Below are 12,256 nucleotides of genomic sequence, written 5' to 3'. Positions count from 1 at the left end.
TTTTACACCACAGAAAACAACGCTCTAGCCGTTTACACTTAAGGCGAAAAGCGGGAGAATTTCATAATAAAACTAAATTAGCAAAATCATCTTTCTATACATAATTCAATCAATTACCTATGTCACCCTTGAGTGACTTTATTTTGAAAGCTCAGGAACCTGCAGATACGCGCCTGTTGAGGGCAAAACCTTCCGCTGTTAGCCATTTCATCATCAGACTGACAAATTCGGACGTCTTATTCAGCAAAAACCGCGAATCATTGCCGCCCCTGCCAGAGGTCAGCGGCAACAAGAATGCCGCATATTTACACGTTAGCAGAACCCTGTTTCCGCACATATTGCCTGACTCAGTAATGGAGACGGCCATTCAAAGAGCCACATAACCGTCGTCCCTCCAATCGAGAAACCGGTATAGATTTGTGAAATTTTCGTCCTTGAAAAGTGTAACAGTCGTTTGGTACATTGAGGGTCAAACAGGTGGTGTGCCATCATCCCTGTTAGGACGCGGCATTCCAAGGGTGGAGGAAATCTGAAATGGCGCCATATACCGCACCGGTCGATGATATCGGGTTTCTGCTGGAGAGAATTTTCAACTTCGATGGTGTTATGCAAGACCTGCGGGGATTTGAGGAGGTCAATGCAGAACTTGCGGTTACCGTCATGGAAGAGGCCGGTAAGTTTGCAACGGGTGTGCTGGAACCGATAAATCGAGCCGGTGATGAGGAAGGTTCCACTCTGGAAAACGGCGTGGTCCGCACACCAAAAGGAATGGCGGACGCCTACAAGACATTCGTCGAAGCGGGTTGGGGCGGGCTATCTGGTGATCCGGAGTTTGGCGGCCAGGGGCTTCCTCGAGTACTGCAACTGTTGCTGGATGAAATGATGGCTTCGGCCAATCTGTCATTTGGGCTTTTCCCAGGCCTGACCCGGGGCGCCGCTGAAGCAATTGCCCACCATGCTGACGACACCTTGAAACAGACATACCTATCCAAAATGACCTCAGGTGAATGGACAGGCGCAATGGCTCTAACCGAGGCGTCGGCCGGCACAGACCTTGGTCTGCTGAGCACACGCGCCGAACCGGTTGGTGACGGCAGCTACAAGCTCAAAGGCACCAAAATATTCATTTCCTCAGGCGACCACGACTTCGGCGGCAATATCATCCACCTGGTATTGGCACGTTTGCCAGATGCACCGAAGGGCGTGAAAGGCATAAGCCTGTTTCTGGCACCGAAATTCCTTGTCAACGCTGATGGTAGCCTCGGTGATCGCAACACAATGTCCGTTGGCTCGCTGGAACACAAGATGGGTATCCACGCCCAACCAACCTGCGTCATGAATTATGACGGAGCGACAGCCTGGCTTGTTGGGGAGGCCGGTCGTGGACTGAATGCCATGTTCACGATGATGAACGCCGAGCGACTTATGGTCGGCATTCAAGGGTTGGGCATTGCCGAAGCGGCCGTTCAAAAAGCGAGCGATTATGCACGTCAGCGTTTACAAGGCCGCTCAGCAGATGGCGCGCGCAGTCCAGTGTCCATTATCGAACACCCCGACGTACGCAAGATGCTGTTGACCGGACGCAGTTTTATCGAAGCCGCGCGCGCTCTGGCGGTATGGACAGCCTTGCAAATGGACATCGCAGACCGGCATCCGGATGAAAAGACAAGGCATGAGGCCGGCAATCTAGTGGCGCTTTTGACACCTGTCGTGAAAGCGTCTTTCACCGACTTCGGCTTCGAAACTGCAGTGCTGGCCCAGCAGGTATTTGGCGGGCACGGTTACATCCGCGAATGGGGTATGGAGCAGTTTGTCAGAGATGCCAGAATTACCCAGATTTATGAGGGTACCAATGGCGTACAGGCCCTTGATCTCGTAAGCCGCAAGTTACCACTTGAGAACGGTGGAGTGGTGCGAGGTCTGTTCGAAACGATGCGCCAGGACATGCAAAGTGCTGCCAAGACAGACGCAGCGAAAACAATCGCGGAAAGTTCTCTTGCCGCGTTAAAGCAGTTGGAAGCCATTACCGAAACCCTGCTTTCGCGTCAGAGTGACGCCGCCTTTACCGGCGCTGCGGCAACCGATTATCAGCGGATGTTTGCCCTTGTGTGCTTCGGCTGGATGTGGGCAAAAATGGCGAAAGAAGCGGCCGGCAAAACAAACGATTTCGAACGTCGAAAAACTGTGCTTGCAGATTTTTTTGCCCATCGCATGCTGCCACAAACCGAGGCTTTGGCCAAAGCCATTGAGAACGGCGCGGTTTCAATCATGGCGCTTGATGCGGAGCTGTTTTAACAAACAGCAGGCATCTGATCAGATCGGCACCAAAATTCAGGTGGGCCAGCTTTTCTGGCTCACTTCGGTTATCATCACCTATCGCTGCAAAAAACAGCTGACAATTTTTAGACATGGATAGTGACCGTTCGGGTGTATATTCAGTATGTAGCATTCTGTTATACTGCCACTGAACTGATGGCCTCCTATATCCAAGATGGATCATGCCCATGCCCCGCCAGCTTGCATCGCTGAAGTTACCGAGCCTTTCGATATTTCTAGCAACGCTGGGCATTCTGTTCAGTGCGCCGGCAGAAAGCGCTGAGAAGAATACCGATGGCATGCTTCCGGTCTTGTTTGATACACGCGAGCGTCTTCCTAGCGCCAATATCTCTGACATAAGCAGCATTCGTTTCCTGATGTCGGTTGATTTTCCGCCGTTTAATTTCACCGACCAGAATGGCCGCCTGACCGGCTTTAACGTCGATCTGGTGCGCGAAGTCTGTGCGCAGCTGAAAATGGACGCAAAGTGCCAGATGCAGGCCCTGCCGTTTGATGAGCTGGAAGCGGCCGTGGAGATGGGTGAGGGGGATGCAGTCGTTTCTGGCATGGCGGTCACCGGTTCGCTGCGCCAGCGTTTTTCGTTTTCCCGTCCCTATATGATGCTGCCAGCGCGTTTTGTCGCCAACAAGAATGCCAAGTTGCAAGGTAGTGCAGCAACTGCACTGGCCAAACGCAAGGTCGGTGTTGTCGCTGACTCTCGCCACCAGGCAATGCTGAAAGCCTTTTTCCCTGACATTACCAGCACCGAATATAAAAATTACGACGAGCTGTTCGAGGCTGTCAAAACCGGTGCTGTAGATACCATTTTTGCCGATGGATTGCGTTTGCCATTCTGGGTATCTGGCGCAGCGTCAGCGGATTGTTGTGAGCTGTTTGACGGGCCCTATATGTCCGACAAATTCCTGGGCGAAGGTCTGACGATTATGGCGAATGATCCAGAAAATGTCCTCATCCCGGCTTTTGATCAGGCGCTGGCGACCTTGTCACGCAATGGCAAGCTGGACGAGATCTATCGCCGCTATTTTCCGCGTGGCCTTTACTGAGGCATCACGCTTCAAGCTCTTTCAATCGGCCTTACGTGCAATGAACAGGATACCCGTGATAGGTTTACCTGCATCCATTCGGATGGTGGTCCGCACGCTCTCCAACAGGTCGAAACCTTTTTTCGCCAAGAGATCACAGACATAATCGAAGGAATGAGCGTATCGCAGCGAAGGGCGAAGCGTGAAGCCAGTTTCATCGCCAGCATCCTCAACGGAAAAAGCGAATATGCCTTGTGGCATCAACAGGCTTTCGGTCAGGTCAAATACCGTCGCTAGGCTTCCGAGATACATCAACACGTCGGCCGCAGCGACAAGATCAGCACGATGTTGGTCAAAACTTTCAGTAAATAAGGCGGATTCTTCTGGCCCCAACGCCAGATCGGCCTGTCCGAGATAGTCATATATCTCTTTTTCTTCTGCCTTGGACAGCATGTTGGCAGAGATATCAAAGCCTTCAAGCCTGCCTGCCATGGATTTGATTTCAACACCCAGCAGGCCAGTTCCACACCCAATATCAACAACACAGCGAAACGAAGGGGTGGGGATATTTTTTTCGATCAGGGCCGTAAGTTTGGCAGGAACGGAATATTCGAGTTTTTCAACCAGTGCCGTTTCAAACCGTACGGCATATTCATCGAATAATTCCTCGACATAACGGCTTGGAGGTTGGTCGGGCACCTCCGCGGCCCCAAGAACAGCGAGCTTCAGGCCGGCTGCAAATATCCCCTCTGGGTCCAGGGATACCACCCTTTCGTAGGCAGATATTGCGCCTCCCTTATCTCCGGATTTCTCTTGATATTCCCCCATTTTAAACCATCCCGCCGGCCAGTTGGGGGCCAGTTCCAAGGCTTGCGCCATAAGTTCGGTCGCGGCGAGGTGATCGCCGCTTTCAGCAAGCATTCGGGCATAATCCGCCCGGCGGTCTACGATTACGTCACCGGAAGAAAATTGGGTTGAGGCCATAGCAATATCCTGAAGCGATGGCGCTAATTGCAGCAGTCATAAAAAAACTCAAGTCTTATTTCATTCACGCAGCGCTCATACATATAGAAATAGGGTTGCAGGCAGGCGTTGCCTTTCATATCTCTGTCCCAAAAGGAGAACACAATGGCTGGTGATGTGAACAGGTTCCTCGGGGATAGTCCCGCTCGCACCGTACTGAAGCTGGTGGTCGTATCATTGATCGTCGGTTTTTTGATGGCGATCTTTGGCGTTGACCCATGGGATCTCGTCTACAGCATCCGCAATTTCATTCTCGATATCTGGCACAGTGGTTTTGCCGCACTCGGGAAAATTGGCGATTACCTAATACTGGGAGCGACCATCGTCATTCCTATTTTCATCATCCTGCGAATTTTCAACTACCGCCGTTGATATGACCTTGCAAAACATACCAAAAATCTCGCGCAGAAACATTCTTGCAGTCTCAGCAACTGTCTTGCTGTCGGCCTGCGTATCATCACGCGCACCAAAGCTCTCGGGTAATACCTCGGATGAAACCGGCGCCGCATTGGCGATGGTTAACAAGCTTCGTGAAGGGCGCGGACTTTCGCCCTTAAGCGCCAACACACGTGCGCGACAGGCGGCAGCAAGCCAGGCGGTTCGCATGGCAAAAGCCGACAAGATGTCCCATCTCATCGGTTTGGGCGACAGCTTCCTCAGCCGTATGAAAAGCCACTCTGTGCCACTTCCTGCTGCGGAAAATATTGCCAGCGGCCAGGCAGAGGTGCAGAGAGCGGTTCAGGCTTGGATTGATTCTCCAAAGCATCTGGAAAACATGCTGGGCAATTATCATGGTCTTGGCGTTGCCGTGGCACGGGATGCGTCTTCAGGAAATCGGCCTTATTGGGCGATGGTGCTTTCAAGCTAACCGCCCAATAGAGACAAATTCAAACCACCTGCAAAATCAGCAAATGGCTCAATCGAGCTGTTTGCTGGCCCATTTATCCACTGCGCTGTCGCGCAACTCCGTTATCGACGAGACCTTTTCTCGATCCATCAGGTTCGAGAGACCACGGATAATCCGTGACGGCAGCGTTGGACCTTCATAGACCATGCACGAATAAAGCTGCAGCAGGTCAGCGCCAGCGCGGACTTTCTCAATGGCTGTCTCAGCAGAGGAAATACCGCCTGCACCAATAATCGGCAGGGACTTGCCAACGCGCTGTCTAACCTTGGCCAGCACGGCGGTCGAACGCTCGAACAATGGTGTACCAGACAGGCCGCCAGCTTCGCCATTATGGGGGCCAGCCTTCAAACCTGCCCGAGATAGCGTGGTGTTGGACACGATCAAACCGTCTAGGTCATGTTCCAGCGCTTCTGCCGCAATGTCATCCAACCCTTCCTCCGTCAAATCGGGCGCGATCTTCAGCAAAACCGGAATACGTTTACCACTAGCTGCCGCCAGTGCATCTCGCTTGCTCAGCACGGCCGACAGAAGAACAGCAAGGCTTTCCCGCGCCTGCAAGTCACGCAACCCAGGTGTGTTCGGAGAAGAGATATTGGCTGTGAAATAAGAGGCAACCGAATAGAATTTGTCGATCCCGGCAACATAATCGGCAACCCGGTCTGCACTGTCCTTGTTGGCGCCAATGTTAACGCCGACGATGCCATTCAACCGCCCCGCTGACAGGCGTTCAAATGCCACTTCATGGCCCTCATTGTTGAAACCCAAGCGATTGATGACGGCATTATCCTGCGTCAATCTGAAAATGCGTGGTTTCGGGTTACCGTCCTGTGGTTTCGGCGTCAGTGTTCCAACTTCAGTGAAACCAAAACCCAGCTTCAACAGCGCATTTGGCACTTCAGCATTCTTGTCGTAACCGGCAGCCATGCCCAACGGATTGGAAAATCGAATTCCGGCAACTGTCTGAACCAGACGGGGATCTGCAGCAGGCGCGCAGCTTGGCACGAGACCGCTTTTCAGCGCCTTGATCGACAAACCATGCGCTGTTTCAGGATCAAGCATAAACAGACCGCGACGGCCAATCGACGACAGAAAATCGTTCATTCTGATAGCTCCGGAAAAACATGAAGACCATCTGCGCCAAGTGGCAGAGGTTTTTCCCACAAGACAGCATCAAGCGGTAAAGCAGCGTAGAGATGCGGAAACAGATCGCCGCCCCTTGACGGTTCAAAGACGAGAGCCTCACCCAGTTTCGCCGCCTCTACTGCAATAAGCAGCAGATCGTTTTGACCGGAAAAGTGCCGTGCCGCTGTTTCCAAAGCCTGGGCAGCCGTCGAGAAATGAATGAAGCCATCCTGAAGGTCGATCGACGCTCCGTCAAAAACACCTTTCTGGCGGGCAGCCTGCCAGAGGGCTTGCGGCACAATCTTGTAAATGAGGGAAGCCACCATGCCAGTAAATCTCTGTGTGGGGTCAATGATGCCAGCCGATTTGCCCCAAAGGGATGCCCTTGTCCATCTTTCATCGACAAGTTTTACCGATTTCCGTTGGAAATAGCCAAAGACCCGCTTTTCAAACGCGTCATACAGCAACATCATGCGCCATAGAGCCAGCAATCAGTTGTATCTACTGGCGGGCAAGATTAAACTTTCCCGTTATAGGGCAAGCGAAAGCGTGCCCGTGCCCTTGGGAGGGGGCTTCCCATGACACAACTCACGATCATCATCGCGGACGACCACCCGTTATTTCGAGGTGCGTTGAAACAAGCCGTCAACGGCATTGATGCAGACCAGACCATTGTGGAGGCCGGGGATTTCGAAACGGCACATGCCGCAGCGCAAGAGCAGAAAGATGCTGACCTTTTGCTGCTCGATCTCGCCATGCCGGGGGTCAGCGGCTTTTCAGGTCTGATGGCATTGCGCGCCGAGTTCTCAAGCCTGCCGATTGTCATCGTGTCTGCCACCGACGACACGACAACAGTCCGCCGCGCTATTGAACTGGGCGCATCTGGTTTCATTTCGAAATCTGCCGGCATTGATGAGTTGCGCAAAAGCATTCAGACGGTTTTGAACGGGGGAATTTCAACACCGAACGGCTATCAGGACGGACGCGAACACGATCCTGACATTGCGGACCTCATCAACAGACTACGCACATTGACCCCACAACAGAGCCGCGTTCTCGGCATGCTTGGCGAAGGACTGCTTAACAAACAGATCGCTTATGCTCTGGGGGTGTCTGAAGCGACCATAAAGGCGCATGTCTCGGCAATCCTGCTCAAACTCAAGGTGGATAGTCGCACTCAGGCGGTCATACAGCTGTCGAAAATAAACAGCTCAGCCATGGTGGCATAGGGAGGAAAGGATTTTATTCCTTCCTTACTTTACTTTATCGTACCAATGTCTAACATGGGGCAGATGACAATAGGGGTGACTCACGTAACAACCCCACTCATGGGTCCATATGCCAATGCTTTCACACGATGCGATCTGGAGCGCTATCGACAACCTTGCTGAACGCAATCAGCTGACCCCTTCCGGACTTGCACGGCGGGCAGGGCTTGATCCTACGTCATTTAACAAATCCAAACGGCTGGGCCCTGATGGTCGTCAGCGCTGGCCATCGACAGAGTCAGTGTCCAAGGTGCTGGAAGCGACAGGCGCAAGTGTCGACGACTTTTTTGGCATTGTCATAACCAACAGTGATACAAACGCTGCATTTCAAAACACCGCATTTTCACAAGCTGAACTTAGGGCAATACCCTTGCTAGGCTTTGCGCAGGCTGGATCCGGCGGTTTTTTTGACGATGGTGGCTTTCCTGCTGGTCAGGGCTGGGACGTCGTTGAGTTTCCAACCTCTCCGGCCGACAAGGCAGGTGTTTACGCTCTGGAAGTACAGGGCGAAAGCATGATGCCGCTCTACAGAGATGGCGATATTCTAATTGTCGAACCCGGCGCCCAAGTCAGGCGTGGTGACCGTGTGGTGGTCAAAAGCCGCGACGGCGAAGTCATGGCAAAACTTCTCGCCCGTCAAAGCCCGCGCTCTATTGAATTGCTGTCCTTGAACCCGGCACACCCCAACCGAACATTTGACATCAGCGAAGTTGAGTGGATCGCCCGTATCATTTGGGCAAGCCAATAAGGTGTTCAAAAACGCGCCGATTTGCTGCTTGCTCCTGCAAGCAACACAACGCGTCGCCGTTTTTCATTTTTGCCGTTCTCACGGATATTAAAAAAGCCGTCTGCAACATTCTGTTTATTTCGCGCAAAGCACTGTGACATAATGTTTTCTTGCATTTTTCATGATAGGTCAGCTTTGCTTACTTACCCTGCTTGATGAACCCTAGGGCGCAATGCAAAATAGCATGCATTAGCCCGAAAGGATGGGGAATGGTAAAGTCCAAAAGCGTCTATGGTATGTGGAAATCAGATCCGTCGCATCACTCTGCGGCCGAAGACATACAGGGCATATTTACCGGCAGCATGATCTCCGCTTTGGGCTTTTATTTCATGAATAAAGTCGGCCTATTGACCGGCGGCACCGCAGGCGTCGCCTTCCTCATGCACTATGCATGGGGCATAAGCTTCGGCCTGCTATTTTTTGTCGTCAACCTGCCATTCTACTACCTGTCGTTCAAACGTCTGGGTGCGGCTTTTTCTCTGAAAACATTCATTGCCATTGCGCTGGTATCGGTGATTACCGAACTGGAATCCCGGATGCTGGTGATTGAAAGCATCAACCCCATATGGGCGGCGCTGCTTGGCGGCCTGCTTTTGGGTTACGGCCTGTTGGCACTTTACCGACACAGGGCAAGTCTCGGGGGCATCGGCATTCTGGCAATATATATCCAGGACCGCTTCGGCATTCGCGCGGGCCTGATACAATTGGCATTCGATGCGGTTGTCATGCTGTGCGCCTTCACTGTGATCGATCCAATCACCGTTACCTATTCCATCCTTGGTGCGGTCGTGCTGAACATCTTCCTTGCCATCAATCACCGCGCCGATCGTTACATCGTGGTGCGGTGATGCTCATTCTTTCCTTTTCAGGCTAAACGAGATTATACTGCTTTACATTGACCTTTTGAGACTGAAAGGGAAAGCAAAATGCCCATTCTGACCCCTGAACTCTGTCACGCAGCACGTGCCCTAGTTAAGGCCGATCAAGCCTTGCTCAGCGAGACATCTGGCGTTCCACTGAACCTGTTGAGACGGTTTGAAAGCGGCATCGAAACACCTCCCCAGAGCGTCCTGAGTGCCTTGAAATCCGCGCTTGAGGAACTCGGCGCTGTATTTCTGCCTGAGGAAGGTAATGGCGCTGGCGTTCGCCTAAAGTTTGACCGCGAGGAAAGACAAGAAATCGTTGGTTGGGAAGGTGAGGGTGGAAGTGCTGCAGATGACAACGTCATCTAAAAAACAACCTGAAGGCAGAGATTTAAATCCTATAACAATCTCTTCCAAGCAGGTATCAATAATTCCCCCCGGACGTGCAATGAATTCAAGCAAGATGAAATTTATACATGCACACTGATAATAAGTTGTAGATTGTAATTAATTCAATTTTTAGCGTTGTCATGCGAAAAGCCTGATATTCAGGGAGTATTCGGCGACATTGTCACCTCCTGTCACAGCCCGTATTGCTGTCGTGTGGAACGTGAAAACCCGAATACGACCTCATATCTCGGGGGAATCGCATGAAAATTTCAATAAAACACACTCTTGTGCTTGCCTTTGTCGGCTTAAGCCTCGCTGTTATTGGTTTGATGAGCAAAATGCTTGTCCAGGAAATTAAAACATACGATAATTCCTCCCGACTTTCAGAACTGGCACAATTGGACGCCAGCTTGTTTGATGGCCTGCTTGGCCTTCGAGGCGAACGTGGCGCCATATCCTCGGCAATCAAACTCGAAACTTCTGCCATGCAGTCAAGCCTCGTCAATCTCGAGACAGGCCGCAAGCAGGTCGATGGTGCCTTCAGCACAATTCGCACATTGGTCGACAATATCGGCTCCAGCGAAATTCAAAGCGCCACCACGCCGGTGCTGGATGCTTATGCCAAATGGACGTCCCAGCGCGCGGACATCGACAATGCGCTGAAGCAGGCTGTCGCAAGCCGTGATCCAGCATTGGGCAAACAAGTGCTGACTTTTGCTGACGGCATGTTGTCGGACCTGGAAAAGGCCGCCAACCGGGTAGAAGCGACAATCAACGGTCGGGAGCCCGGCATGATCATGTTCACGCAGTTGCGCTCGCTTGGATGGCAGGCTCGCACAAACGGTGGCGCTGCGAATTCGACGCTGGTCGGTGGATTGATTGCCAAAGAACCTCTGAGCGCTGCAAAGCTCGCGGAAATCTCCGTACAGGATGCCAAGGTTGACTTTGCACGCGACGTAATTGCCCAGATCGTCGCCAGCCCAACCGCACCTGAACAGCTCAAAAAGCTGTTCGACGTTGCGCAAAATTCATACTTCGGCGGCCCTTACGCGGCGCAAAAAGCCAAAGCCCTCGCAGCCTCCAAGGATGGTGTAGCCGTCGACATCAATGTCGATGATTGGCGCAAAGATGCAGCACCGGCACAGGCATCGCTTGCCGATATCGCATCCGCAGCGCTGGTCGAGATGACCGCCTTCACCGCTGCCAATGCAACATCGGCCACAAGATCAATCATCGCATACTCCATCGCCACGCTCTTGATAACGGCCCTGTCACTGGTCGGCATTCTGACAATCATCTTCCGTATCACCAATCCGATCGCTGAGCTGACGGCCATCATGCGCAAGCTGGCCGGTGGCGATCTGTCCGTCACCGTTTCGGGTTCCAAACGCAGCGATGAAATCGGCGAAATGGCACGCGCAGTCGAAGTCTTCAAAGAGGCGGCCCTGCACAACAAGGCACTCGAGAGACAGGCAGACGAAAACCGTCGTGCGTCTGAGGCCGAACGCATCTCCATTCAGGAGCGTGCTGAACAGGAAGCAGAAGAGCGTCTCACAAAGGCAACATCCGGCCTTGCAAATGGTCTGAAGCGCCTTGCCTCCGGCGACATGCTTTGTGAGATCAATGAGAAATTCAGCGAGCAATTCGAAGCTCTGCGTGAAGATTTCAACAGATCCGTCCATCAGCTTCGCATTACGCTGGAGCAGGTCAACCAGACCGCGCAGAGCGTCAGCAATGGCAGTGGCGAAATCTCGACTGCGTCGGACCAGCTTTCCAAGCGGACAGAACAACAGGCGGCATCGCTTGAAGAAACCGCAGCCGCGCTTGAAGAGGTCACAACCAACGTTAAGCAGACCTCCGAGCGTGCGGGTGAAGCCCGTGAGATGGTACGTCACGCAAGCCAGCGAGCAGTTGCTTCAAGCACTGTTGTATCTAGCGCAGTCGAAGCCATGCAGAAGATAGAGATGGCCTCCGGGCAGATCAGCAATATCATCGGTGTCATTGATGAGATCGCTTTCCAAACCAACCTTCTGGCGTTGAATGCCGGTGTTGAAGCTGCGCGTGCCGGCGAAGCAGGCAAGGGCTTTGCGGTGGTTGCACAGGAAGTTCGCGAACTGGCACAGCGCTCTGCCAATGCGGCCAAAGAAATCAAAGCGCTGATCGGTAACTCCGAAGCTGCCGTCAATCAGGGCGTTACATTGGTGAATGATACCGGGAGCGGGTTGACCGAAATTGCCCAGCTTGTGACCGCTATCAATGAACACATGGACGCCATTGCGACAGCGGCCCGCGAGCAGGCTTCAGGCTTGGCGGAGATCAACACTTCCGTCAATCACATGGATCAAGTCACACAGCAGAACGCCGCAATGGTTGAGGAGATGAATGCCGCTGGCGCAAATCTCGCCGAAGAAAGTGGTCGTCTTTCCGACCTTCTTGCGCAGTTCAGAATGCAGGAGGGTAACCCCCAGCAAAACGGCTCGTATCGTCGCTATGCGGCGTAACGCTCCGCTCCATACCATCTGATGTCATCTAAACCG

The 12,256-nt window shown here is 52.7% G+C and carries 12 protein-coding genes; 9 read left to right on the top strand and 3 right to left on the bottom strand.

Features of this window, described 5'->3' with window-relative positions:
• Positions 1-534 precede the first annotated feature (534 nt).
• The gene (locus tag ACZ5FM_RS22120; RefSeq protein WP_464040782.1) at positions 535-2,295 is read left to right on the top strand and encodes an acyl-CoA dehydrogenase C-terminal domain-containing protein; all 1,761 of its coding nucleotides are present in this window, start codon (positions 535-537) and stop codon (positions 2,293-2,295) included.
• 209 nt (positions 2,296-2,504) lie between these two features.
• Complete coding sequence (locus ACZ5FM_RS22115) at positions 2,505-3,380, top strand: transporter substrate-binding domain-containing protein (RefSeq protein ID WP_464040781.1); 876 nt, start codon at positions 2,505-2,507, stop codon at positions 3,378-3,380.
• Between the two features lie 21 nt (positions 3,381-3,401).
• Here ACZ5FM_RS22115 and ACZ5FM_RS22110 read toward each other — a convergent pair whose 3' ends face one another.
• Positions 3,402-4,343 carry a methyltransferase domain-containing protein gene (locus ACZ5FM_RS22110; protein WP_464040780.1) on the bottom strand — a complete coding sequence of 314 codons (942 nt, stop codon included), beginning with the start codon at positions 4,341-4,343 and terminating at the stop codon, positions 3,402-3,404.
• Positions 4,344-4,487: 144 nt separating this feature from the next.
• Here ACZ5FM_RS22110 and ACZ5FM_RS22105 point away from each other — a divergent pair, with 144 nt between their 5' ends.
• Together ACZ5FM_RS22105 and ACZ5FM_RS22100 are read left to right on the top strand one after the other, a co-directional pair.
• Positions 4,488-4,754, top strand: a complete 267-nt coding sequence (locus ACZ5FM_RS22105) for a DUF6460 domain-containing protein (protein WP_192489032.1) — start codon at positions 4,488-4,490, stop codon at positions 4,752-4,754.
• 1 nt (position 4,755) lies between these two features.
• On the top strand, positions 4,756-5,250 hold the full coding sequence (locus ACZ5FM_RS22100; RefSeq protein ID WP_250984995.1) for a CAP domain-containing protein: 495 nt from the start codon (positions 4,756-4,758) through the stop codon (positions 5,248-5,250).
• A 48-nt stretch (positions 5,251-5,298) separates the two neighbouring features.
• On the opposite strand, the gene ACZ5FM_RS22095 is transcribed toward ACZ5FM_RS22100, so the two are convergent.
• Both ACZ5FM_RS22095 and ACZ5FM_RS22090 read right to left on the bottom strand, forming a co-directional pair.
• The gene (locus ACZ5FM_RS22095) at positions 5,299-6,390 is read right to left on the bottom strand and encodes a quinone-dependent dihydroorotate dehydrogenase (RefSeq protein ID WP_464040779.1); all 1,092 of its coding nucleotides are present in this window, start codon (positions 6,388-6,390) and stop codon (positions 5,299-5,301) included.
• Positions 6,387-6,737, bottom strand: a complete 351-nt coding sequence (locus tag ACZ5FM_RS22090; protein ID WP_464041046.1) for a DUF952 domain-containing protein — start codon at positions 6,735-6,737, stop codon at positions 6,387-6,389. Before ACZ5FM_RS22090 ends, ACZ5FM_RS22095 begins: the two co-directional genes overlap by 4 nt.
• A gap of 252 nt (positions 6,738-6,989) precedes the next feature.
• On the opposite strand from ACZ5FM_RS22090, the gene ACZ5FM_RS22085 reads away from it, so the two are divergent.
• The 5 genes from ACZ5FM_RS22085 (at position 6,990) to ACZ5FM_RS22065 (ending at position 12,220) form a co-directional block, all read left to right on the top strand.
• Complete coding sequence (locus ACZ5FM_RS22085) at positions 6,990-7,640, top strand: response regulator transcription factor (RefSeq protein WP_192489035.1); 651 nt, start codon at positions 6,990-6,992, stop codon at positions 7,638-7,640.
• A gap of 115 nt (positions 7,641-7,755) precedes the next feature.
• Positions 7,756-8,427, top strand: a complete 672-nt coding sequence (locus tag ACZ5FM_RS22080) for a S24 family peptidase (protein WP_250985122.1) — start codon at positions 7,756-7,758, stop codon at positions 8,425-8,427.
• A 248-nt stretch (positions 8,428-8,675) separates the two neighbouring features.
• Positions 8,676-9,314, top strand: a complete 639-nt coding sequence (locus tag ACZ5FM_RS22075) for a YitT family protein (RefSeq protein ID WP_250984992.1) — start codon at positions 8,676-8,678, stop codon at positions 9,312-9,314.
• A 78-nt stretch (positions 9,315-9,392) separates the two neighbouring features.
• Complete coding sequence (locus ACZ5FM_RS22070; protein ID WP_250984991.1) at positions 9,393-9,698, top strand: XRE family transcriptional regulator; 306 nt, start codon at positions 9,393-9,395, stop codon at positions 9,696-9,698.
• A 281-nt stretch (positions 9,699-9,979) separates the two neighbouring features.
• Positions 9,980-12,220 carry a methyl-accepting chemotaxis protein gene (locus ACZ5FM_RS22065; RefSeq protein WP_464040778.1) on the top strand — a complete coding sequence of 747 codons (2,241 nt, stop codon included), beginning with the start codon at positions 9,980-9,982 and terminating at the stop codon, positions 12,218-12,220.
• Positions 12,221-12,256 lie beyond the last annotated feature (36 nt).

Source organism: Agrobacterium sp. 5Ca50 (assembly GCF_055381905.1).
This window is presented reverse-complemented; position numbering and strand designations above follow the sequence as displayed.